Origin of the sequence: Microbacterium gorillae (genome assembly GCF_000826185.2) — a bacterium.
Lineage (GTDB): Bacteria > Actinomycetota > Actinomycetes > Actinomycetales > Microbacteriaceae > Microbacterium > Microbacterium gorillae.
On sequence record NZ_LN648874.1, the window covers coordinates 206,276 to 227,062 of the forward strand.

A 20,787-nucleotide genomic window follows, 5' to 3' on the forward strand; every position below is an offset into this window, starting at 1 on the left:
GTCAGCTCTCCGGGGTCGCTTCGGTGGCGGCGGCATCCTCCCGCGCGTTCTTGCGCGCCTTCCGCCGCTCGGAGAAGTAGTGCCAGGCTGTGATGGCGATCGAGCCGACGACGGCGGCGAGCAGGATCACGTCGATGTACTGGGCCACGAATTCGCCGAGACCCGGGATGAATCCGATGCCGTAGCCGGCCATGGTGAGGCCGAAGCCCCAGAGGATCGCGCCGATGAAGTTGTACAGGCTGTAGCGCTTCCACGGCATGTGACCGACACCGGCGGCCACCGGTGCGAAGGTCCGGACGATCGGAACCCACCGGGCGATGATGATGGTGAGCCCGCCGAAGCGCTCGAAGAACGCGTTCGTACGGGTCACGTTCTGCATGCTGAACAGGCCGGAATCACGTTTCTCGAACACCGCCGGCCCGCCCTTGTGGCCGATGTAGTACCCGACCTCACCGCCGACGAACGCCGCCAGCCCGATCAGCAGAGCGACCCACCACACCGAGATGCCGAAGACACCGTGCGGGGCGACATCGCTGCCGTGCGCGAGAAGCCCGGACATCACCAGGAGCGTGTCGCCGGGCAGGAGGAAACCGATCAGCAGTCCGGTCTCGGCGAAGATGATCAGGCACACCACGAGCAACGCCCACGGCCCGGCCGCGGCGATGATCGCCTCCGGGTCGAGGAAGGGAATGAGTCCGGCGTGAACCACGGGTGATGTCCTGTCTTAGAGCGACCGTCGTCCGGGAATGGTCGATGGTCGTGCGGAAGGTGGGACTCGAACCCACACGCCGTGAAGCACAGGAACCTAAATCCTGCGTGTCTACCGATTCCACCACTCCCGCGTCCCTCGATTCTAGTTGTTCGCTGTGGGGCGTTACGTGCCGGCCAACCCGCACATCCGCCGGGAATCAGTCGGATTCCGACGGGGCGGAATGCTCCACCGTGGCTGTGGGCGCGCGCTGCCGTCACCGGGGGAGGACGTCTGAGCGGGCGGCAGAACGAGTCCGTGCTCGTCGGCAGCGAGGACGAGTCGAGCCGCATCGGGACTCCGGACGTCGTGCGACGCACCGAGCACGCGCGCGGACTGTGGACGGGCGAGGCGACCCAGCGCCGGTGACCGCATCATGGGCGCCATGCATGCCATCGCCACCGCCGTCGCGGACCGTGTCCGTGCCCAGTTGCGCAGCGAGGAGTCGGACCCGCGTCGGGACCCGGCCCGCGCGCACGACCTCGCGCTCGCGGCCGTCCGCGCCCACAACGATGTGGCGGCGGCCCGCGGGCTCCCGCTCGTGGAGGACGAGTCGGCGTGTGTGCGGACCGTCATCGCCGCCGTCGCCGGGTACGGTCCGCTGCAGCCGTATCTGGATGACCCCGCGATCGAGGAAGGAACGACGCTGTAACACGCTCAGGTTAACACGTTGTGAGGGGTCGCTGTGGTGGGCGTGACGGTGGCACCGCGTCCACGCAAACCGTCTTGCGCGCTTCGACTTGCGGGCGATGATTTTCCTGGTCAGACGCGGTTTTGATGCGTGCTAGCTTGTCGTTTAGGGCGTGGTTTCTCGCCGGTCCTGATCTGAGAGGCAAGCGGCATGATTCGTTTAGACGCGGTGGAGAAAGTGGTCGGTAGCAGCGTGGTTGAGGAGGGTGCGCGGGCGTTCGTCCATGACGTGCGGGAGGACGCCGCAGAGCTCGTGGCGTCATCGGCGCCATTCGATGTCGTCATCGCGCCGCGCCGGGCCGCGTTGATGGTCGCCGCGGCGGACCTGATCGAGGCGCTCGTCGACGTCCACGGTGGTGTGGACGGCCTCGTCGGGGCGGCGGCGCTGGGGCTCGACGTGAGCGGCTGCCTGGAGTACGTGCTTTCCGTCGCGGTCGATGAGGAGGTCGCGCGTATCGCATAGAACGACTCGGATCGCTGGGGAGTGAGGGCGCTGTCAGAAGGGCGCGGAGGCATCGTTGGCGTGTGCGCCGCGCACGTGGGCGAACGCGGCGCGCGGTGACATGCTCGCGAGGCGGGCGCGGGCGGCGGATTCGGTCCCGCCGAGTGCGATGCGGTGGGGGAGGTGCTCGACGAGTGCGACGTCGGGATAGAGGGCGCGGTTGTGGTTCCAGACATCGCACGGTCGCGGAGCCTCTCGACGCCCGATGTGGCCCCCTGGGCAGCGAGGAGCGGTCTCGTAGGTGGCGTTCCATCTCTGCGCTCCGATCACGATGAGGTGGGCGTCGAGGTGCGCGAGTACGGCGGTGCGCAAGCGGTGGCCATTCGGGTCGTCGGCGCGGGCCTCGTCGACCGGGGCATCCGGGATCGGCTCGCTAGTGGTGGACCGGATGGCGGCGACGACGGCGTCGTGGTGGGCGAACTGGCTGGGCCCGGTGCGGAGAGCGCGGCGGCGCGCTATGTCAGGCCCGCCCGTATGCGCCGCGGGGAGGGCGGGAGACTGGGCAGTCGTCGGAAACGCGGGGGAGGCGAGGAGGCGAGTGAATGGCGGGCGTACCGGCGCCCGTCGCGTCAACAGGGGCTAGGTCGCGCGGTGAAGGTAAGCGAGGAGTCCGGGGTGTGCGGCTATGACCTTGGCGGGTTCGATTGCGATCACCTCGGCGGCGAGCGGCGCTCCGGAGTCAAGGAGCTTGGCGAGGCCGGGTGCCATGCCCTTGTTCCAGTGGCCGATAATCTGCCCGTCGACGTGCACGGCGACGGCGTGCGGGTCGTGCAGGTTATCGGGCTCGCGGACGAGTTGCGCCGGGCCGAGGCGGGTGACGCCATCGTAGTAGGACGTGCCGCGCACCTTGACGCCCCAGATGCCGAGGTGGCGGAGCTGGCGGGCGTCGACGTTGACGCGCTTGCCAGTGGTCGTCTCGATGAGCCAGAGCTGTCCGTCAGTCTCGGAGAGCCGGAGCGGCGGCATGCCGTCAGCGCCGACGATGAGGAGTGCGGCGAGTTCGCTGCTGTCGAGGTAGCCGCGTGGATGAGGGCGGCGCGCGCCGTCGTCCGCGGAGGCGGTGATGGTGAACGTCACGGGGCGTGCCTCGGTGGCTGTCGGCGCGGGGGATACCGGGCGGGACAGACCGAGCGCACTGCGGATGGAGTCGAGTAGTCCCACGCGCGCCATCCTAGGGGCCGCCGGAACGACGAAACGCCCCCGCGGTCTACGAAGGCGACTAGGGCGCTCTCAGGATATTCCCAGGAAGTATTGGCGTTACGTCTGAAGCGGTTCGTACGAGCTCGTATGGGTCCGTAGCGGCTCGTATTGGTAGCCATCTACGACAGTGGGATCGAGGGTTCCGATAGCCCGCCTGCTCGACCCGGATTAGTGTCACTTTTCGCCGGTAAACTAGACGTGTACGAAGGACACCCCGGGTAATCGCTTGGGGTTTCTCCTAGCGGGCCGGGGTGGGGTGCCTTTAATTTGCGGTTGCAGGCGCATCGATCCTACCTGCTCTGGATGAGAACGGATACCGAATGCCGTTTTCGTTCGGAGCGTCGGCCCCCGTGCCGTAAGGACTGATGTGGAAGAACGAACTGGTGTTGCGACTGGGGGTTCCCCGAGCCTGAGCCTGTCGCTTGCAGACGAGTTGTTGCGCGCCGTCGCTTTGAGGGCGGTGGTGGGGTGGCAAGCACTCGCCACAGGGCGCGTGCGTGTCGATCATGGCGACGTTGATTCGCTTGGCCCTTGTCCGAACGACGATGAGCACGTCGCTGTCCTCGGTTCGGCGTGTGCAGAGTGTGGCACCTTGGCCTAGCCCGCCGAACTGTCTAGGTCGCTCCGTCCCCCGCGAGGAGGGGCGGGGCGGCTGCTCCAGCGCTTAGCGACAAGGGCGGCGCCTGCGGCGGAGGCCGAGGAGCGGGCGCGGATGGTGTCCATCGCGGCTTTGTACTGCCGAACCTCGGTGATGAGCGGTTTAGCGACGATCTGGCCCTGGGAGCCCTCGACGGTGAGGCCGTTCTCGGTGATGTGGGCCTGCATCGTGTCGGCCTCGCTGAGGAGGTCGCAAGCGGCGTAGAGGGCGCTTAGGGTCGACTTTTCGAGGTCGGGGGTGGTCCTCGGTGACCCCGCGGAAGGTGCGTTTTGCGGCGGCGCTCCAGGAGGTCCGGGCGCGGAAGGCGGTAGCCACGGGGCCCCCTTTCGGGAACGACGAAGGCCCCCGATGCCCGGGGTGGCGGGCGAAGCGGGGGCCGTGCAGTGCTCGGGCTGGCGTCGAAACGGTAGTGTTTGGCGGTGACTCAGATTGACGTTCTCTTCGATGATGTGACCGTCGACGGGCGGCGGCGCAGGTTGGTATCGGTTCACGGTGAGCCGGAAGCGTTGTTCGGGCCACTGCTCGCGGCTGCGGTCGGTCGGGAGCCGTCGACCTGGTTCTACCTCGCTGTGCCCGCGAGCGTAGACGCGCCGTCATTCACAGCGGTCATCGATGCCGAGGCGACTATGGGCGACCTTGCTGCCCTGGCCGATGGGGAGGAATTGCCGGTAGACGCCGGTGGCCGCGGCGGCGGAAACATCACGCTGGTATCAGATCTGATCACGGCGGCCCTGAACATCGCAGGGCTCTACGCCCTGCTTAGGGGCGGCGTAGCGATCCTGTATCAGGCGATCAACCGACCGAAGCGAGACGAGTCCAGAGCATGGCTCACGGCGGACGGCGGGTCTGGCAGTGAGCCGTCTCCTGAGCTGCTGGCGATGGTGAGGCGGTATCCGGAGTACGGACTCTCTGAGGTCGAGAGGGCCTACAACCTGAGCACCGAGCAAGCGGCGAGGCTGCTGCGCGCCACAGGGTTTGAGAAGGTGCCGGACGGCCCGCACACTTATCCCGATTCGTGGCGTCGATTGGCGCAGAAGGAAGCACCCGGGCCCGTCGACATTGACGAGGACTAGCCCGGGCCCTGGTGGCGCTGCGGTCCGACGGGACGAACGTCACGGCGTCAAGATCGGGCCCTTGGTGCGCACCACGCGGGGAAGAGCGTGACCGCTAGATATTCGAGGCGCTGTACCGTCGGCGGGTTTGGCGGAGGCTGAGGCGGGCGTGTCGCTCGTGGACCTGCGTGATGCGGAGCGGTCGACGATGGCGACGAAGTCCGGGGCGGACACGCGCAAGCGATGGGCAGCTCGCGGCGCAGGCATGGGGTTAGTACGGTGGCGATGTCATGCTCGGCCTGGTCGTGGGAGCCGGGGCGGCGGCTGTACTAGCGCCGTTGGTCAAGCGCTGCGCGATACCGGGCGGTCGGGACGGGGCGACCCGATGGACTTCCCAGAGGAGGCGGCGCGCGGCGAGGGAGGTGTCGCCGCACTCGGCAGCCATCCAGTCGCCGCGCGTGTGCTGGTGAGAGTGCGCCCACCGGACGGCATCAAGATATGCCGGGTCGGCGCGCAGAGGAGTGCGGTCATCGTCGAGCGAGCGCAGGGTCGCGAAGACGTCGGCGGGTGTGCGCCAGCCTCGGGAGGAGTTGGCGAGGGTTGGCGGCCTCATCGGGTGGCCCCGCCGTGACGCTGGCGAGCGAGCTTCTGACCAACGGTTGTGGGCGCTATCAGGCGGGCGAGGATGCGCGCGGCGGCCTCCCGGGAGAGGCGGGACTCTACTGTCGCCGGATGCACCACGGCCTGACCAGTGGAGCCGGTGGCGACGTATCCGGCTCCGGCGGCAACGGCTTGGAGGGCATATGCCGCGGTCAGGAGTTCGCATGCCTCCACTAGCGAAGAGTGAGATGCGCCGGAGAGGGTTGGGGACTCGGCGAGGACGGCGTCGTAGGTGTCGGTGACGGCATCGGGCCAGTGGAGGGGGTAAGCGGGCGAGGTCATCAAGAGACCCTTTCAGGGTGTGGGAACGGTGGAAACGCGTGAGGGGGGGCACGCTTGACCGGCAACGCTGTGCCGGAAAAACAGACTTCTGCGGACGCATGAAGAAAGACGCTGTGCCTCTCCGGCCGGAAAAGAGGGCGGCGGGGAGGGGAGCCCCACGTCGCTGGCGTGCACGCACAGGCGTGTGTGCGCGCCAGCGTGGGCGGACGGAGGTAGGGGCCGATGGCGAGGGGGAACTATGCGCTGTGCCGCTACGCTCAGGGCATGCGGCCATACAACGAGGCGGACTGGGCCCCACCGGGATTCCTTCGCGGCTACACCTTCACCCTTGATACGGGCCGTGACGACTACGTGATCGAGGCAACGCTGACGGTTCCAGCCTTCGCTGGAGATTTCTCGGCATTACTGGTGCGCCGAGTGGGCGGCCCCGTGGAGGCCGATCACGAATATCGGCGCAACCTGTACGCCGCAATCGGCGAGGTAGCGGTCGTCGCGGCCCAGGTAGAAACGCTCCTGAAGCGTCTCATCATGCTGATGGCTGATGCCCCCAGCGGCTACCTCGCGGACGCCGAGGGCATGTTCGGCAAGCTCGAAGACACCGCACTGCGGTCGGCGAAACGCGTCGTCAAGGCTGGGTCACGCGACCCGGAGAGCCAGGGGCGCGCGGTGGGCATCATAGAGGCCGTCGAATGGGCCAAGCGCGACAAGCTCGGCGAGCGCCGGAATGACATCGTTCATGGCGTGTGGTGGGACTATGCCGGAGTGGGGGTCGTATACGCCCGCTTCAAGCTGAACGGTGAATCAGACCTGAGGTACGGGACGACCCTGGACCACATTACGGACGTTGCCGCGGGGATGCGTGAGTACGCCACGCGCCTCGAAGCTCTCGTGGGGACGCGGTGGCTTACGGCGTACCTTCCGCGCGGGGGCCCGCAAGAACCCAGCCCGTTCGCGCGGGCGAAGCTGGCCGCGCGCGCAGTTGGAGCTTCGGGAGCCGAATCGGCAATTTCCGAATCGGCGACGGCGGGGCCCTCGGGCTGAGCCGAATATGGGCGCGCGGACGCATGGGCGGTTGGCGCGGGCCAAGCCGCCCTTGACCTCCCGGTCCGTACAGATGCGGGGGTGTTCCGGCGATCCAGGTGGCTCGTACGCCGTCGGCATACCTGGCCTGCAGCTCCTCGTTGGTGGGGGTGCGCCCCGCGCCGACAGCCCTGGTCGGCCGGGCGCTCACCGCGTGTCGGAAAGGCGACGTCGCGCGGTGCGGCGAACGACGTGGTGCTACACGCGCGAGAGGGCGGCAGTGATGGCCTGGGCGACGTGGGCGGCGTTTTCGGCGTAGGCATCGTCCGTGTCGCCGCGGACAAGGGAGATCAGGTCGTGATCCGCGAGGACGGGGTGCGCGCGGAGGGCTCGCTCGCGCCGGAGCTCGGCGCGGGTCGCGGCGAGCTCAGTGGCGAGCGCTACCCGGTGGATATCAGAGGCGGCGGTGGTCGTGCTGGACATTGGGGGCTCCTGGGGGTGTGGGTGGCCCGCCCCCGCTCGTGGTTCGAGCACGGACAAGGGGCGGGCGTTGGAGGCGGCTAGCCGCGGATTGCTGCGACGATTTCGTCGGGGGACGGCACAGGCGGGGCAGGGATAGGCGTGCCGTGCGGGCGCCCAGCCAAGCTGTTGGCCCGGTCGTCGCTGCGGACCTGGACGGCCTGGGTAGGAGTGAGGCCCTGGCGGGATCGGTGAAGGTGCCACAGACCCTCGGGCGTCAGTCGGGCGGCCTCGGCGCGTTCCTCGAAGAAGATGCGCGTGTGCGCGTCGACTTCGGCGAAGGACTTGGGCGCGGGGTGGTCCTCGACGGCATTGGCGACGATGTTCGCGACGGCGCTGTCAGTGATGCTCATTCTGCGGTGCCGTCCGCGGCTCGCGACGGGACGACGCCGCTGTTGACGTAGTCGCCGACGCTAGCGAGGAGGTAGGCGCGGTCGTAGAAGACATTGCGGAGGTCGCGCTGACGTCCGATGAGCCTGTCGAAGTCGTCCCGGTCGTGGAGCGCCTGACGGAGTCCCTCGAAGGCGGCGACGGCTTTCTCATGAGCGGCGTCTCCGAGTGCCTCGTGAGTGGCGATGAATTCCGCCGAGCGCATTCCAGTGCTGACGTGGTCGTGGAGCGCACGGTAAGCGCGTTCGCGGGCGCGTTCCTTGGCCTTGACGGTGTCCCGGGCGACGCGGTAGGAATCGACAGCGGCGTCGAAGTCGGCCTTGGCGACGCCCTCCTTGGGGCGGTTCGCGGGGTCCATCAGATGATAGGCGCTGAGGGCCTTCGCGGCAGCGCCCGCATCGCGGCCCGCCTGGCCGGAGTCCCGCCATGCATTGTGGGCGGCGGTGGCGGCGTCGGCGAGCTCCGGAGCGCCAGGGATGGCGTCGAGGATGAAGGTCGGTGGGATGGTGTTCTTGTTGTTGAACAAGGGATGTGCCTTTCGGTTGGGTGAGCGCGTGGTGCGCTCATGAGGGCCGAGGATTGGCGAGGGCTTGTCGCGGTCCTCGGGGTCGTGCGGGGCCCGTGGCGGGCTTTTGTGGGGTCCTGCCGTGCGTTCGTTCAGCGTCGGCAAGCTGGGGGCGTCATCTGGGCAGAAGCGTCACCGTGCCGAGGGCCCAGGGGGGGCTCTCCTTGGCCGATGTGCGCGCAGGGCTCTGCCGCAAGGATGGGGCGCCGGCTGGGGCGTCGCCGAGCAAGGCCCGTTAGCAGCCGCGGAGGCAACATGGCGCAGGCCTTCGAAATCGTGCCTGCCGATAGCCGAGTCGGTGTGGGCGTTCATGGCGTTGCCTTGCGCGCGCTCGGAGGTGCCAGGGAGCGTGTGGTCGCCCTTCTGGAGCGCCCGCGGGCGTGGCTTGGTCTCGACGATTTCTGGGGCGGTGTGTGGGCACCTGGCGGCTGAGGTCTTGCTCAGTCGTTCGGAGTCCGCGGGGGTGTGTGCTGCCCTGGCCTGGGAAGGGAAACGGGCCCTTCGTGGGGCCTACGCCGTGCGCCGGAGTGGCGTGACGTTGGCGGGGAACGAGTTTCGGAAGTGCGCGCGCTGGGTGGTGAGCGCCCCGACGGTGTCGCCGTTGGCGAGGCGGTCGCGCTGGCGGGCGTGGCGTCGCTCCTCGGCGGCGGTGGTCTCGTCGATGGCATCGCGGAGTTCCCGGTACGCCTCCGTTTCGGCGCGGATCATCTCAACGGTCACGGGGAGCTCCTTCGGAGTGGCGGGTGGTTCGGTGGCGGTGCGCTCGGCGGCGACGTAGAAGCGGCGCTCATTGCCGGAGCGGCGCTCGACGAGACCCAGGGAGGGGGCCATCTGGACGGCGAGTCGCGAGGCTTCGCGGGGGCCGATCACGGGGGGCGTGAACGGGGGAAGGTCGTAGTCATCGACGGCGACGTCGGCCCAGCGCAAGCGCGGCGGAGCGGAGGGGCGCCGCGGACGAGTTGAGGTGCGAAGGCTCGGTTGCATCCGCTTGCGGTCGTCCCAGTGCGCGCGCTCGATGTAGTAGGCCGCGAGCGTGGCGGTGTGGGCGGTCGCGGCGCTGTCGTTCTCGGCGTGGAGCTCGTCGAGTGCCTCGCGGGCCTCGCGGCTGGCGTTCACGATGGCATCGCGGACGTCGTCGCGTGCGAGGAACTCGCCGGGGGCGAGGTCCAGGGTGAGCGCCGCGATGATGTGGCGCACGAAGTCCTTCTTGCGGTCCTCCAGTGCTCGCCGGAATGTGGCGACGCGCTTGGCGGAGGTCTGCGGCGGGGCCGTCGTGCGCGGAGTTCGTGGCCCGGGCGGTGCGGTGCGCTTGGCGCCCTTCGCGGCGAGGCGGTCGAGCTCGGCGAGAGTCGCCGCGACGATGGCGGCGCCATAGGCGTCTTGGTCGAAGTCGGCGGCGTTCTCAGGGTGTGCGTGGTCGTAGTCGAGGGTCGTGGCGGCGTGGAGCCCCCGGTAGTAGTCGGTCAGCCGGAGCGTCGGCGGTGCCGTGTCGAGGTGCTCGCGTCGGCTCTGGGGCGCGCGGTAGGCGAGGCCGCCGTCGAAGCGCCGGGGGATGCTCGCGAGGGTGTCGCGGACGACCGGCGCGACGGCGCTCGGGGCCGTCTCTTCCGCCGCGAAGAGGGCGGGGGCGAGGAGGTAGCGCGCCACGTGCGCCGGGGAGGGGACCGCGTAGCGGCGCGCGTGGTCGTCGCCAGGATGGAGGAATCGGCCCGTGAAGTAGGCGTCGTCGGCAAAGGCGCGGCGCGCACCCTGTGAGGAGCGCGCGTAGGCGTCGAGGGCGGGGCGAAAGAGTTCGGGGGTCATAGTTGGCTCTCGGTGGTGGGAATGGGAAAACGCTGGCAGGCGTCGGGGTGGTGGTCGCGATCTCGGAGGGTGCAGAAATGACGAGGGCCCCCACCGGGGATCAGACCGGGAGGGCCCACGTCGGACGCTGTTTTGTCTGCCAGATTCCGAGAGCGACCATTAGGGGGCGCGCCGACGGGCGGCGCTGATTGGTTACGAAGGTAGAGACCGCCTGGGGTGTCGGCGGTGCTCAGGAAATTGTCTGGGCGAGGAGTGCCACGGTCCGGCGGGCCACTTGCTCAAGGAGCGCGGGGTCTCCGGCGCGGAGGGCGGCGTCGGCCTCGTCAGCGAGGTGGGCGCGGCGGGCGCGGAGCGCGTCGCGGTGGAAGTAGACGCGGTGATTGGGGGAGCAGAAGCGGCCCGGCTGGGTCAGGGCCGCCGCGGTGCCGCAGTATGCGCACGTCACGCTGTAGTTAGTAGTCAAGTGGGGCCTCGCTAGCGGCGCTACGTAACGCCTATCGGGGTAAAGGAAGCGCCCCGGGCGGCGGGGCGCGCTTGGCGCCCTTCGCGGCGAGGCGGTCGAGCTCGGCGAGGGGCGGCGCGCCGCTGGGCGCGGCCTAGGCGGCGTTGGCGATGGGTATTCGTCTCCCGATTGGGTATACCGCCTGGATGCTCACGGGCGTCGGCGTCGACGTCGGCGGCGGGGGCGGGGGCGGCCCTGGTTGCGTCGTGTAGCCGGTAACGTGACGGATTCTCGCGCCTCATGTATTCCCTCTACTAGTCGTCGTCGACTCTCTAGAGAGAAATAAGGAAACGGTCCAATTTCGTCACGTTACCGGCTAGGCGACGCACGCGGAGGGGGCCAACGCCCGCCACCCCGGCGACGACATCGCGGCGCCCGGGCTGAGCTCAGCGGAACGCCTCCGGGAGGGGCTGGGGCCACATGCCAGGCAGCCGCTCGGCGACCGCCGAGGCCGGGACGATGGCGGCGCCGGGAGCGTTCAGGGCCCGCGGGACGATGATGCCGCGGTCCTCATCGGCGAACGGGAGCCAGAAACCGGCGTGATCATGGAAGAGGATGGCGTCGGCGCGGGCGCCGGGGGCATCGGCGAGGCGGAGCTCGTGCGCGACGCGAGCGGCGGAGTAGCCGCTGTGCTCTCCGGTCATGGGCGAGGGGGCCCAGCGGGAGCCCTCGGGCGGTTCTTGAGCGTGCATGTGAGGCTTTCTTTTCTGATGCGCGGGGGCGAGAGGCGGCGGACGCATTGGCCGCCGCCTCTCGACATTCTGACTCGACGAGGCGGAGGGAGAGCTATGCGGCGTCGCCCTCGGCCCAGACGATCCGCATGCGGTCTCGCGCGATGAAGCGGGCGCCGCTGTAAGGGGCGGCGGAGACGATGACGCGGTCGATGGCGAGCCGGAGGAGCTTGCGCGCCTCCAAGACCGGCGCCGCCTCGATGGCGGGGAGCGACAGCTCGGGATCGAGGAGGACGCCGAGGTCCGCCTCGGGGACAGGCATCGTCGCGAGGGTACGTGTTGCGTGGGCGATGCGATCCTCCAAGAGAGCCGTGATGGTGGCATGGCGGTCGGCGCTCAGCGTGGCGCGAACGTAGTGGTCAGCGTCGGCGGCGTCGAGCCGGGCGCGGAGCGTAGCGAGCTCGCTGAGGAGTGCGTCGCGCTCGGTGCGTGAGGCGGGGTCGTGCTTGGCGAGCCAGCGGTCGGCGACGGCGGCGAGGATCGGATCATCCGGCTCAAGCGCGGCGAGTCCGTATGCCCACACGCGCTTCACCTCGCGTTCAAGCGTGGGGATGCGGACGTTGACGGGTGCCTCACATCCGGCGCTCGTGTGGTCGCGTCGGCGGCATCGGTAGGAGTTGCCGAAGGAATTGCACGAGCGGTCGCACTCTGCGCACCGGAGCATGCCGCCGCCGAGGAGGGTCTCAGGTTGCTTGACGGCACGCATGCCGCGTCCGTATCGCCGTAGGCGGCTGTCGAGCTCCGCGAGGAGCGCTTGCCGCTCACCCTCGGCGATGATGGGAGACTCTCCCTCGGCAAGGAGGGAGACGGTCTCGCCCGTGTCGGGGTGGCGCCACGGGTGAATGTCGCCGCCCTCATAGCCCGCCGCGCGAGCCTCTTTGTGTGCTGGCACGAGGCCAGACAGAGAGGGCGTGCGGATGGCGACTGAGAGGGAGGATGCGCGCCAGAACTTGCCGCCACGCCGGGTAGGGACGCCGCGGTCGTTCCAGTCGCGGCAGATGGCGAGCATCGTCTCGCCCGACGCGAGGCGGTCGCATGCCTCGCGGAGGAGCGGTGCCTCGGTCGGATGCTGGCGGAGCTTTCGGTCTGCACCGACGGTGTAGCCGAAGGGCGCCGTGCCGCCGAGATATAGCCCCTGCTTACGCTGGTGCTCTTTCTTGGCGGTTACTCGAAGCGAGGTGCTGGCGGACTCGGCGCGGGCGAGCTCTGACAGCATGACTATGAGCATGCGGCTGTTGGCGACGGCGGAGTCGAGGTTGTCCTTGAGGAATACGATGCGGCCCCCGGCCTCGTCGAGGGCGTCGAGCACGGTTCCGACCTGGCCCGCGCCGCGGCGGCTCAGTCGGTCGAGCTTCCACACGCCGAGGATGGCGACCTCGCCAGAGGTGACGGCGGCGACAGCGGCGTCAAAGTCGGGGCGCTGGACGCCCGGCTTGTAGCCGGATTTTCCCGGGTCCTTCCAGACCTTGCGGACGGTCATTCCCTCCCGGGCCGCCCAGTCGCGCAGGTCGGATTCCTGACGCTCTAGAGAGTCCTTCCCCTCGCGGTCGATGCTGAGGCGGAGGTAGATGTCGCATTGTGCTGAGTCGGCCATGGTGAGCTCCTTGTGTTGGTTGACGCCCATAGAGACCGCCTGGGGCGCTCTCGGTGCTCGTTACATGGGCGCTCCTTCCGAGGAGCTCTGGATCAATGCCCCCGACCGGGTCTTCGTCGCGACCGACGGGGTGCCGCGACGCCTGCCGCTGGCGCTGAGCGAGCAGGACGTCCGAGATCTCGTGGAGCGGATGCTGAACGCCACCGGGCGACGGGTCGATCTGTCTCAGCCGTTCGTGGACGCGTCGCTGCCCGACGGTTCGCGGCTGCACGTCACTATTCCGGACATCACGCGGCGGCACTGGGCCGTGAACGTGCGCAAGTTCGTCCCCCGCGTCCGGGGCCTGGACGGTCTGGTGGCCGCGGACGCCCTGCCGCTGGCGGTCGCGGACTGGCTCACCGAGCGCATGGCGGACGGGTCCAGCGTGCTCATCTCCGGAGCCACCCACGCGGGGAAGACGACGCTGCTGGGCGCGCTCGCGTCCGCCTCCCCGCCGGAGCACCGCATCGTGACCGTGGAGGAGACGTTCGAGCTCGCGGTCGACGCGCCGGACGTGGTCGCGATGCAGGGGCGGCAACCCTCACTCGAAGGCAGCGGCGCCGTGGACCTGCGCCGCCTCGTCAAGGAGGCGTTGCGGATGCGTCCGGACCGGCTCATCGTCGGCGAGGTCCGCGACGCGGAGGCGCTGGACCTCCTGCTCGCGCTGAACACCGGGGTCCCGGCCGCGGCGACGATTCACGCGAACTCCGCCGCGGACGCCGTCGAACGACTCGCGGCGCTGACCCTGCTGGCCGGACGCAACGTGGACCGGACCTTCGCGCGTCCCGCGATCGCGCGCTCGTTGTCCGCGATCGTGCACTGCGAGCGCACGGCCTCGGGACACCGGCGCGTCCGCGAGGTCGTGGTGCCGCGGGTCGTGGGTGCGGACGTCACCGTGGACTCCGTCTATGAGGCGCCGGCATGACCGTCGTCTGGGGGTGTGTGCTCGCCGCCGGAATGCTCCTGGTCGCCGCGCCGTGGCTGTGGCCACGTCGCGCTCGTCCGGTCCGGTCGGATCGCGGCGGGCTGCGACGACTGCTGGATGAGGCCGGACTCCCCGGCCTCACGGCGACCGTGTTCGGCGCGCTGTCGTTCGCCGCTGCGCTCGCGGTGGGGGCGATGACGTGGCTGATCACGGGAATCGGCGTCCTGGCGCTCCTCGGTTCCGTGGCGGCCGGCTGCGGGCCCGCAGCGTGGGTGCGCGGACGGCGAGCGCGTCGGAGCGAGGCGCGACGCGGACTGTGGCCGGACGTGTGCGATCTGCTCGTGGCGTCCGTGCGCGCGGGCATGGGGCTTCCGGACGCCGTCGCCTCTCTGGCCGACACCGCGCCCCCGGTGCTGCGCGTGGCGTTCGCGGACTACCGCCGGGACCTCGCCGCGTCCGGCCACTTCGATGCGAGCGTGTCGCGACTGAAGGACGTCCTCGCGGACGCGACCGCGGACCGCATCGTGGAGACGCTGCGGATGGCCCGGCACGTCGGCGGCACGGAGCTGCCCACCGTGCTGCGATCGCTGTCCGCGTCGGTTCGTGCGGAGGTCGCGGTGCGCGGAGAGGTGACGGCGCGGCAGTCCTGGGTGCGTGGCGCCGCCGTCGTCGGGGTCATCGCGCCGTGGGCGATCCTCGCGCTCCTGATCACACGCCCGGAGGGCGCTGCAGCATACGCGACGGGCGCGGGGGTCGGGTTGATCGTCGCCGCGGCCGCCGTGTCGGTCGTGGCCTACCGCCTGATGATGCGCATCGGCCGCCTCCCGCAGCCCGGACGGTGGTTCCGATGACCGGGGCGATGATGGATGCGGCGCTCGCGATCCTGATCGGCGGAGGGGCGGGCGTGGGCCTGTGGTGCCTCCTCGCGACCCTGCCGACCTGGAGCGCGCCGGCCCTCATGCGTCGCGTGGCACCGTACGTGCGTGACGTCACGGATCGAGCCGGTACGTCGTTGCCCACCCGACTCGGAATCGACCCGGCGGCGGGCCTCATCGCCGTCGGCCGTGCCGCGTGGCGACGCATCTGCGCGATCGCGGCGCGGCTGCTGGGCGGTGGGTCAGCGCTGACCGCTCGCCTCCTGTCAGCTGGCTGGGACCTGACCGCGGACGAGTTCCGCGCGCGCCAGGTGGCCGCCGCAGTCTGCGGCGGCGCGGCCGGCGGTGTGGTGGTCGTCGGCCAGGTCCTGCTCGGCGGGGCGACGGCGGGGAGTTCGGCGGTTCCCGTGGCGCTCGCACTCATCGGCTTCGTCGGGTCCGACATGTTCCTCGCGCGCGCCATACGTCGTCGCCGCGCACGCATCCAGGACGAGCTGCCGACCGTGCTGGACTTCCTCGCGCTCTGCCTCGCGGCCGGGGAAGGACTCACGGACGCATTGCGACGCACCGGAGAGATCGGTTGCGGTGTCCTCGCCGGGGAACTGCGGCGGGTGATCCTGGACGTCTCCACGGGGGACGCCACCGCTGTGGCTCTCGCTTCTCTCGTGCGGCGGACCGACGTGCCCGGGGTGTCCCGCGCCGTGGACCACCTCATCGCGGCGCTCGAGCGCGGCGCCCCGCTGGCGGCGGTGCTCCGGGATCAGGCGGCGGACGCCCGCGACGAGCACCGTCGCGCCCTGCTGGAGAGTGCCGGGCGCAAGGAGGTCGCGATGCTCGTCCCGTTGGTGTTCTTGATCCTGCCGCTGTCCGTTCTGATGGCGGTCTTCCCGGGCCTGCGGCTGCTGGAGGCCGGGCTCGGCTGAATTCTCCGCTCCGGACCGGTGCCGGCCGCCCTTCCGGGACACTGGAGGTCGACGGGAGTCAACGCCGTCGAAAGGACGAGGCGAAAATGTCTGACTCGGAGAATCTCGTCGTGGACGGCGCGATCCGCTACGGCTGGATGCGCGCCCGTCCCCGCGTGGCGAACCCCCTCGAGGGCGCTGCCGGGCCGATCGGGTGGTTGAGACGGACACGGCTGAAAGAGTGGATCGGCCTGTTCGTGGCGCACTCGGAGTGGTCGGCGGGGTTCATCCTGCAGGACGCGAAGTACCATCGCGCATCCGATGTGCACGCGTACCACGGGGACACGGACACGCTTGTCACCCACAGCACGCGGGGAGAGGTGAGCCTGCCGGCGAACGCGCTGGAGACGACCTCGAGCGTGTCCGGGCCCGGCTACGACATCCGACTCGTCTTCGGCGGGCCCGGGGGGACGCATCGCATCACGATCGACGTCGCCGCGTCGACGGAGGGACCGGCGATGCGGGGTGAGCTGCTGCTGCACGGCGAGGGCTCCAGCGCACCACTGTCCGTCAGCGAACGGTTGACACGAGGTTCGCTGTACACGTGGAAGGAGACCTTCCCCGTCAGCGGCGAGCTGCGGGTGGGGGACTCGACGATCCGCTTCGAGCCGGCGCGGGACGTCGCCATCATCGATGAGCATCGCTCGTTGCAGCCGTACCGCACCGACTGGACGTGGGGGACTTTCGGTTTCCCCACGGCTTCCGGAATCGTCGGAGCGAATTTCGTGACCCGTCCGCACCGGGCCGGACAGCAGGGAGAGTCGGCGCTGTGGGCGGACGGGGTGTGCGAGCCACTCGGTGACATCACCTTCGTCCCGTCCGGGCAGGACCCGCTCGCCCCATGGACGATCACGTCCGACGACGGAGGACTGGCCGTGGAGTTCACCCCCAAGCGGCGCAAACCCACCGTGCTCAGCCTCGGGGTGTTCGCGATGGACTACGTCATGATGTACGGCTCCTACCGCGGAATCGTCCGCACCGACCGCGCGACCTACGGTGTGCACGACGTGCCCGGGACGTGCGAACGGATGCACGCGCGCCTGTGAGGGCGATCGGTGGCGCGGGGGAGAGGGAAGGGGAGATACGATGCGGGGGTGCTGAACCTCGTCCTTCTCGCCGTCGGCTTTCTGCTGATCGTGCTCGGTGTGATCCTCGCCGCAGCGCTGGGGCTCGGGGCGGTCGGGATCGCGCTGGAGATCGTCGGCGTGCTTCTGCTCGGCGTGAACATCGGCCTCATGATCCACGCGCGCCGCGGGAACTCGCCCCGCTGATCTCTTCCGGCGCATCGCGGCTCCATCCGCCAGATTTCGCTGCACGCTGCCGTGCAGTAGTCGGGCGCCTGTGGACGGTCGGCGCGTGCACCATCGCGGATGACGGACCCTGGGGCCATGCTGACGATGATGGGACGGGCCCGGGAGCTCGCGACGGATGACCGGGGCGATGTCCCCGGCTGGGTACTGATCACGATGATGACGGCGGCGCTCGTCGTCGTCATCTGGGGCAGCGCGAGCGGGCTGCTGGGCGGGCTCGTGCAGGATGCGCTCGACGCCGTGTCCTTCAAGTGATCCGGGCCTCGCGGCCGTCGTCGGAGGAGGGGTCCGCGGTCGTCGAGTTCGTGCTCGTGGCCGCGCTGCTGGTCGTCCTGACCGGGCTCGTCCTGCAGCTGGCCCTCGTGCTGTACGTGCACAACGTGGTGCACGACGCCGCGATGGAAGGCGCTTACCGTGCGGCGCTCGCGGATGCACGCCCTGACGACGGACCGGCCGCGGTGCGCCAGATCGTCGGGCGCGCGGTCGGCGATGGTGTCGTCCAGGACGTGTCGGTGACCACCACGGGTGTCTCCTCGCGTGCGACCGTGGTGGTCACGGTGGTGGCGAGCCTGCCCCTGATCGGAATGCTCGGGGTGCCGGGGTCGTGGGAGGTGACCGCGCGTGCGCCGCGTGAGTCTCTCACGGCCGAGTGAGGCCGCCGGTGAAGCGGGGTCGGCCTCGCTCGAGTTCCTGCTCGTCGGCGTCCTGCTGCTGGTTCCGCTGGTGTACCTGGTGATCACTCTGGCGCAGGTGCAGCAACAGACCCTCGGCGTGGAGAGTGCTGCGCGCAACGTCGCTCGGGTGATCGCCGGGGGAGCGGCGGACGGGTCCGCCGAGGCGATCGTGGCCGGCGCCGTTGAGGAGTACGGCATGGATCGTGATGCGTTGGAGGTGTCCGTCACATGCGCGCCCGCCGGCGCCTGCCCGCGGGCGGGTGCCATCGTGACCGTCCGGATCACGACGATCGTCCCGATTCCTCTGCTGCCGAACCTCGGCTCGGGCATCACCGTCGGTGCGGTCGGTACCGAGCGCGTGTCGTCATGGTTGGGACAGGGCTGATGACGTGCCGCCTTCGGCGGGGCGCTGCGGACGAATCCGGAAGCATGCTCCCGCTGATCATCGGGTTCGGGCTCATCGCCGCGACTCTGGTCATCGTGACGGTCGACCTCACCGACCTCTACATCGCGCAGAAGCAGACCGACGCTCTCGCCGACGCGGCGGCCCTGGCCGGAGCGGACGGCTTCACCCTCGTCGCTGACGGGACCGGTGTTCGCGCGCAGCTCGACGACGCCGGCGTCCGGCGCTCGGCGATGAGCGTCCTGGACGCGTCGCCGCATGATGCGCGGCTCGTGTCCGCCACGACGTCGGACGGGGCCACCTCCTCCGTCACGGTGGCCACACGATGGGACCCGCCGATCGGGTCGTTCGTGGTCCCCGGCGGAGTGACGCTCACCGCTTCGGCCACGGGCCGCACCGCGCTGAACTGATGCTCTCGCCCTCCGCACTTTTCGAGCTTCGGATGTGCCGAAAGCGATAGCGAGCGCCGGGTCGCTCCCATTCGCGGCAGGAGTACCGCGGGCGGTCTCAAGCGGCTAGTGCAACACCGGTGATGTTCTCGAAGAGTACTTCGCGGGGTTTGCGCCAGTCCAGGATGTGTCGGGGGCGGCGGTTGAGGAGGCGTTCTGCTTCGGCGAGATCGGCGTCGGTGACGTGGTTGAAGTCGGTGCCTTTGGGGTAGAAGTCGCGGATCAAGCCGTTGACGTTCTCGTTGGTGGGGCGTTGCCAGGGCGAGTGCGGGTCGGCGAAGAATACGGGGCATCCCGTCGCGATGGTGAAGTCTGCGTGGCGGGCCATTTCGGTGCCTTGGTCCCACGTGATCGAGGCGAACAACGTCTCCGGAAGGCGTTCGATCATCTGTTGCAGAACATCGATCACGGTCGTGGAATCGCGGCTGCCGGGGAGCCGGCCGAGCATGACGTAGCGGGAGCGTCGCTCGATCAGGGTGATGATGCCAGAGTTGTTCGGCCCGACGACGAGATCCCCTTCCCAGTGCCCCGGAACGGCCCGATCAGCGGCCTCCGCGGGCCGTTCACTGATCCGTGCTCCGTCGAGCCACGGCCGGCTGTCGCGACGGGGAAGCTTGGATTGCGGTTTCCTGCCGGCGCGTCCGGAACGAAGGGCCTTGGCAACGGTGAGCTCATGCCGCAACGTCCCGTAGCCCTGAACGTAGAGGGCTTGGTAGATCGTTTCGTGAGACACGTGCATCTCCGGCCTGTCGGGGAACTGCGTCTTCAGCTCGGCCGCGACCTGCTGCGGAGAGAGCTTGTCGTTCAAGCGTGCCACGACCGCGTCTCGGAGCACGGGATCGTCCAGCCGTCGGGGTCGGACTCGTTCCCGGTCTCGCAGCGCGACCTGATGAGCGGCTTCCGCGTGATACCGCCACTGACCGGCATGGAATTTCACACGGTGAGCGCGCAACTCTCGCGAGATCGTCGAGGGCGCCACCCCCAGCTCGCCCGCGATCTTCCGAATCGACACCGGTGGTCTCAGCCCCCGCGCGGCCTGCACGAAGGCACGATCAGCGAGCGTCAATCGCCGATACGAACGCCCCACCGGCGGCGCGACGCGCTCCGCGTCCACACGAGGTCCTCGAACACCACCACCGCGTCCCCTGACCAACTCCATGCCCGCGAGTCTGGCCCACAACGCCACCCCGTAGCGCGATACCCCGAGACCCTCCGCCGCCTCGATCGTCGATGCGCCACGCGCCAATCGAGACAAAGCCACCGACCACACACCCCACTCCACAGCAACCTCCTCAAACGAGGTGTTGCGCTGACCACCTGAGACGGCCGCGGCAGACGTGTCGGAATCGGGAGCGATCCGAGACGACGACGGCCCGCTGCCGAGGGGGCAGCGGGCCGTGGCCGGGAAGAGTCAGCTCCAGATGTCGTCGCCGCGGAGCGTGGCGTCCGCACCGCCGTCGATGTAGATCGTCTGACCCGTCATGTGCGTGTTCTCCTCGCTCGTGAGCCACGCGAGGGCACGGGCGATCACGATCGCGTCGGAGTGGTAGTTCAAGGGCATCGGCACGTTGGCGTCGACCATCGCGCGTCCTTGCTCGGTGGCGAGCAGGTCCTTGGTCATGTTGGTGATGACCGTGCCGGGTGCGACCGCGTTGATCGGGATGTGGTTCCCGGCATACCGCTCCGTGATGCCGACCTTGCGGATCCAGCGGCTCAGCGCACGCTTGGAGGACGGGTAGTTGAGGTAGCCGACCTGCGGGCCCTTCTCCGAGAGCGCCGTGCCGATCGCGAGGGCGCGAACCTCGTCGCCGGCGAGCATGGCCTCAACGAGTTCCGGGGAGTTCGGCTGCAGTGACGCCATCGAGGACACCACGGCGACCCGCGGTGCGCTGGAGGCCGACAGGGCCTCGACGAGGCCGTCCACGAACTCGGTGACGCCGAAGAAGTTCACTGCGACGGTGAGCGGCTTGGGCAGGGACAGTCCGGCCGCGGCGATCACCGCGTCGACGGTGCCGCCGGTCCGGTCCAGGACAGCGGCGACGGCCTGCGAACGTCCTTCGGGGGTGGACAGGTCGGCGGTGATGTCGGAGCCCTTGAGGTCGACGCCGACGACGTTCTCTCCCCGCTCGCGGAGGAGGTCGGCGGTGGCCATGCCGATACCGGAGCCTGCTCCGGTGATCACATACGTGCGTGTCATGTCTTCGACGCTACGCCGGCGGCGATCCGGTGGCCGC

The 20,787-nt window shown here is 69.5% G+C and carries 27 protein-coding genes and 1 tRNA gene; 13 read left to right on the forward strand and 15 right to left on the reverse strand.

The features are described 5' to 3' along the window. Position 1: 1 nt before the first annotated feature. Together BN1193_RS06850 and BN1193_RS06855 are read right to left on the reverse strand one after the other, a co-directional pair. Positions 2-709, reverse strand: a complete 708-nt coding sequence (locus tag BN1193_RS06850) for a DedA family protein (protein WP_040165039.1) — start codon at positions 707-709, stop codon at positions 2-4. 51 nt (positions 710-760) lie between these two features. Continuing rightward, positions 761-842: transfer RNA gene (locus BN1193_RS06855), tRNA-Leu, on the reverse strand. A gap of 291 nt (positions 843-1,133) precedes the next feature. Here BN1193_RS06855 and BN1193_RS06860 point away from each other — a divergent pair. Together BN1193_RS06860 and BN1193_RS06865 are read left to right on the forward strand one after the other, a co-directional pair. Further along, complete coding sequence (locus BN1193_RS06860) at positions 1,134-1,400, forward strand: hypothetical protein (protein WP_141396639.1); 267 nt, start codon at positions 1,134-1,136, stop codon at positions 1,398-1,400. Between the two features lie 189 nt (positions 1,401-1,589). Beyond that, the gene (locus BN1193_RS06865) at positions 1,590-1,901 is read left to right on the forward strand and encodes a hypothetical protein (protein WP_141396640.1); all 312 of its coding nucleotides are present in this window, start codon (positions 1,590-1,592) and stop codon (positions 1,899-1,901) included. 33 nt (positions 1,902-1,934) lie between these two features. Here BN1193_RS06865 and BN1193_RS06870 read toward each other — a convergent pair whose 3' ends face one another. The 3 genes from BN1193_RS06870 to BN1193_RS18560 all read right to left on the reverse strand — a co-directional run bounded on the left by BN1193_RS06870 (position 1,935) and on the right by BN1193_RS18560 (position 4,289). Next, positions 1,935-2,252: a hypothetical protein gene (locus BN1193_RS06870; protein ID WP_040165042.1), complete on the reverse strand. Its 318-nt coding sequence runs from the start codon at positions 2,250-2,252 to the stop codon at positions 1,935-1,937. 267 nt (positions 2,253-2,519) lie between these two features. Continuing rightward, the gene (locus BN1193_RS06875; RefSeq protein ID WP_195907822.1) at positions 2,520-3,101 is read right to left on the reverse strand and encodes an HIRAN domain-containing protein; all 582 of its coding nucleotides are present in this window, start codon (positions 3,099-3,101) and stop codon (positions 2,520-2,522) included. 636 nt (positions 3,102-3,737) lie between these two features. Next, on the reverse strand, positions 3,738-4,289 hold the full coding sequence (locus BN1193_RS18560) for a P27 family phage terminase small subunit (protein ID WP_407662093.1): 552 nt from the start codon (positions 4,287-4,289) through the stop codon (positions 3,738-3,740). Here BN1193_RS18560 and BN1193_RS06885 point away from each other — a divergent pair. Continuing rightward, positions 4,218-4,871, forward strand: a complete 654-nt coding sequence (locus BN1193_RS06885; protein WP_040165047.1) for a hypothetical protein — start codon at positions 4,218-4,220, stop codon at positions 4,869-4,871. The two genes, BN1193_RS18560 and BN1193_RS06885, sit on opposite strands and share 72 nt — an antisense overlap. Before the next feature lie 588 nt (positions 4,872-5,459). Here BN1193_RS06885 and BN1193_RS18130 read toward each other — a convergent pair. Further along, entirely contained in the window at positions 5,460-5,792 is a 333-nt protein-coding gene (locus BN1193_RS18130; protein ID WP_040165048.1) for a hypothetical protein, read from the reverse strand. A gap of 264 nt (positions 5,793-6,056) precedes the next feature. On the opposite strand from BN1193_RS18130, the gene BN1193_RS06895 reads away from it, so the two are divergent. Next, positions 6,057-6,833, forward strand: coding sequence for a hypothetical protein (locus BN1193_RS06895; protein ID WP_141396641.1), 777 nt, complete (start codon positions 6,057-6,059; stop codon positions 6,831-6,833). Positions 6,834-7,070: 237 nt separating this feature from the next. On the opposite strand, the gene BN1193_RS06900 is transcribed toward BN1193_RS06895, so the two are convergent. The 7 genes from BN1193_RS06900 to BN1193_RS06930 all read right to left on the reverse strand — a co-directional run bounded on the left by BN1193_RS06900 (position 7,071) and on the right by BN1193_RS06930 (position 12,916). Further along, positions 7,071-7,295: a hypothetical protein gene (locus BN1193_RS06900; protein WP_040165052.1), complete on the reverse strand. Its 225-nt coding sequence runs from the start codon at positions 7,293-7,295 to the stop codon at positions 7,071-7,073. Between the two features lie 77 nt (positions 7,296-7,372). Then, positions 7,373-7,684: a hypothetical protein gene (locus BN1193_RS06905; RefSeq protein ID WP_040165055.1), complete on the reverse strand. Its 312-nt coding sequence runs from the start codon at positions 7,682-7,684 to the stop codon at positions 7,373-7,375. Further along, positions 7,681-8,247 (reverse strand): hypothetical protein, encoded by a 567-nt coding sequence (locus tag BN1193_RS06910; protein ID WP_040165057.1) that lies wholly within the window; start codon positions 8,245-8,247, stop codon positions 7,681-7,683. The genes BN1193_RS06905 and BN1193_RS06910 overlap by 4 nt, the downstream gene beginning before the upstream one ends. 549 nt (positions 8,248-8,796) lie before the next feature. After that, positions 8,797-10,089 (reverse strand): hypothetical protein, encoded by a 1,293-nt coding sequence (locus BN1193_RS06915; RefSeq protein WP_040165059.1) that lies wholly within the window; start codon positions 10,087-10,089, stop codon positions 8,797-8,799. A gap of 229 nt (positions 10,090-10,318) precedes the next feature. Further along, positions 10,319-10,534 (reverse strand): hypothetical protein, encoded by a 216-nt coding sequence (locus BN1193_RS06920; RefSeq protein ID WP_040165060.1) that lies wholly within the window; start codon positions 10,532-10,534, stop codon positions 10,319-10,321. A 443-nt stretch (positions 10,535-10,977) separates the two neighbouring features. Beyond that, the gene (locus BN1193_RS06925) at positions 10,978-11,283 is read right to left on the reverse strand and encodes a hypothetical protein (RefSeq protein WP_141396642.1); all 306 of its coding nucleotides are present in this window, start codon (positions 11,281-11,283) and stop codon (positions 10,978-10,980) included. Positions 11,284-11,377: 94 nt separating this feature from the next. Beyond that, on the reverse strand, positions 11,378-12,916 hold the full coding sequence (locus BN1193_RS06930; protein WP_040165063.1) for a recombinase family protein: 1,539 nt from the start codon (positions 12,914-12,916) through the stop codon (positions 11,378-11,380). A 64-nt stretch (positions 12,917-12,980) separates the two neighbouring features. On the opposite strand from BN1193_RS06930, the gene BN1193_RS06935 reads away from it, so the two are divergent. The 9 genes from BN1193_RS06935 (at position 12,981) to BN1193_RS06965 (ending at position 18,514) form a co-directional block, all read left to right on the forward strand. Further along, complete coding sequence (locus BN1193_RS06935; protein WP_407662094.1) at positions 12,981-13,880, forward strand: CpaF family protein; 900 nt, start codon at positions 12,981-12,983, stop codon at positions 13,878-13,880. Continuing rightward, entirely contained in the window at positions 13,877-14,731 is an 855-nt protein-coding gene (locus BN1193_RS06940; RefSeq protein WP_040165066.1) for a type II secretion system F family protein, read from the forward strand. The genes BN1193_RS06935 and BN1193_RS06940 overlap by 4 nt, the downstream gene beginning before the upstream one ends. Continuing rightward, complete coding sequence (locus BN1193_RS06945) at positions 14,728-15,678, forward strand: type II secretion system F family protein (RefSeq protein ID WP_040165068.1); 951 nt, start codon at positions 14,728-14,730, stop codon at positions 15,676-15,678. Before BN1193_RS06940 ends, BN1193_RS06945 begins: the two co-directional genes overlap by 4 nt. A gap of 86 nt (positions 15,679-15,764) precedes the next feature. Further along, positions 15,765-16,763 carry a DUF2804 family protein gene (locus tag BN1193_RS06950; protein ID WP_052460527.1) on the forward strand — a complete coding sequence of 333 codons (999 nt, stop codon included), beginning with the start codon at positions 15,765-15,767 and terminating at the stop codon, positions 16,761-16,763. 48 nt (positions 16,764-16,811) lie between these two features. Then, on the forward strand, positions 16,812-16,988 hold the full coding sequence (locus BN1193_RS18020) for a hypothetical protein (RefSeq protein ID WP_154670782.1): 177 nt from the start codon (positions 16,812-16,814) through the stop codon (positions 16,986-16,988). 117 nt (positions 16,989-17,105) lie between these two features. Then, positions 17,106-17,282: a hypothetical protein gene (locus tag BN1193_RS18135; RefSeq protein WP_195907823.1), complete on the forward strand. Its 177-nt coding sequence runs from the start codon at positions 17,106-17,108 to the stop codon at positions 17,280-17,282. Continuing rightward, on the forward strand, positions 17,279-17,680 hold the full coding sequence (locus BN1193_RS06955) for a TadE/TadG family type IV pilus assembly protein (protein ID WP_230206439.1): 402 nt from the start codon (positions 17,279-17,281) through the stop codon (positions 17,678-17,680). The genes BN1193_RS18135 and BN1193_RS06955 overlap by 4 nt, the downstream gene beginning before the upstream one ends. After that, complete coding sequence (locus BN1193_RS06960) at positions 17,658-18,086, forward strand: TadE/TadG family type IV pilus assembly protein (protein WP_040165638.1); 429 nt, start codon at positions 17,658-17,660, stop codon at positions 18,084-18,086. Before BN1193_RS06955 ends, BN1193_RS06960 begins: the two co-directional genes overlap by 23 nt. Before the next feature lie 44 nt (positions 18,087-18,130). Next, entirely contained in the window at positions 18,131-18,514 is a 384-nt protein-coding gene (locus BN1193_RS06965) for a pilus assembly protein TadG-related protein (RefSeq protein WP_195907824.1), read from the forward strand. A 97-nt stretch (positions 18,515-18,611) separates the two neighbouring features. On the opposite strand, the gene BN1193_RS06970 is transcribed toward BN1193_RS06965, so the two are convergent. Both BN1193_RS06970 and BN1193_RS06975 read right to left on the reverse strand, forming a co-directional pair. Next, the gene (locus BN1193_RS06970) at positions 18,612-19,712 is read right to left on the reverse strand and encodes an IS30 family transposase (protein WP_094770328.1); all 1,101 of its coding nucleotides are present in this window, start codon (positions 19,710-19,712) and stop codon (positions 18,612-18,614) included. A gap of 252 nt (positions 19,713-19,964) precedes the next feature. Further along, complete coding sequence (locus tag BN1193_RS06975; RefSeq protein ID WP_040165074.1) at positions 19,965-20,750, reverse strand: SDR family oxidoreductase; 786 nt, start codon at positions 20,748-20,750, stop codon at positions 19,965-19,967. Positions 20,751-20,787 lie beyond the last annotated feature (37 nt).

Bases quoted from the DNA above. Each gene is read 5' to 3' on its own strand.
- BN1193_RS06915 (WP_040165059.1), bottom strand. From the start codon at position 10,089: ATGACCCCCGAACTCTTTCGCCCCGCCCTCGACGCCTACGCGCGCTCC.
- BN1193_RS06935 (WP_407662094.1), top strand. From the start codon at position 12,981: ATGGGCGCTCCTTCCGAGGAGCTCTGGATCAATGCCCCCGACCGGGTC.
- BN1193_RS06945 (WP_040165068.1), top strand. From the start codon at position 14,728: ATGACCGGGGCGATGATGGATGCGGCGCTCGCGATCCTGATCGGCGGA.
- BN1193_RS06940 (WP_040165066.1), top strand. From the start codon at position 13,877: ATGACCGTCGTCTGGGGGTGTGTGCTCGCCGCCGGAATGCTCCTGGTC.
- BN1193_RS06965 (WP_195907824.1), top strand. From the start codon at position 18,131: ATGCTCCCGCTGATCATCGGGTTCGGGCTCATCGCCGCGACTCTGGTC.
- BN1193_RS06905 (WP_040165055.1), bottom strand. From the start codon at position 7,684: ATGAGCATCACTGACAGCGCCGTCGCGAACATCGTCGCCAATGCCGTC.
- BN1193_RS06970 (WP_094770328.1), bottom strand. From the start codon at position 19,712: ATGGAGTTGGTCAGGGGACGCGGTGGTGGTGTTCGAGGACCTCGTGTG.
- BN1193_RS06930 (WP_040165063.1), bottom strand. From the start codon at position 12,916: ATGGCCGACTCAGCACAATGCGACATCTACCTCCGCCTCAGCATCGAC.
- BN1193_RS18130 (WP_040165048.1), bottom strand. From the start codon at position 5,792: ATGACCTCGCCCGCTTACCCCCTCCACTGGCCCGATGCCGTCACCGAC.
- BN1193_RS06865 (WP_141396640.1), top strand. From the start codon at position 1,590: ATGATTCGTTTAGACGCGGTGGAGAAAGTGGTCGGTAGCAGCGTGGTT.
- BN1193_RS06900 (WP_040165052.1), bottom strand. From the start codon at position 7,295: ATGTCCAGCACGACCACCGCCGCCTCTGATATCCACCGGGTAGCGCTC.
- BN1193_RS18135 (WP_195907823.1), top strand. From the start codon at position 17,106: ATGCTGACGATGATGGGACGGGCCCGGGAGCTCGCGACGGATGACCGG.
- BN1193_RS06860 (WP_141396639.1), top strand. From the start codon at position 1,134: ATGCATGCCATCGCCACCGCCGTCGCGGACCGTGTCCGTGCCCAGTTG.
- BN1193_RS06925 (WP_141396642.1), bottom strand. From the start codon at position 11,283: ATGCACGCTCAAGAACCGCCCGAGGGCTCCCGCTGGGCCCCCTCGCCC.
- BN1193_RS06950 (WP_052460527.1), top strand. From the start codon at position 15,765: ATGTCTGACTCGGAGAATCTCGTCGTGGACGGCGCGATCCGCTACGGC.
- BN1193_RS06895 (WP_141396641.1), top strand. From the start codon at position 6,057: ATGCGGCCATACAACGAGGCGGACTGGGCCCCACCGGGATTCCTTCGC.
- BN1193_RS06975 (WP_040165074.1), bottom strand. From the start codon at position 20,750: ATGACACGCACGTATGTGATCACCGGAGCAGGCTCCGGTATCGGCATG.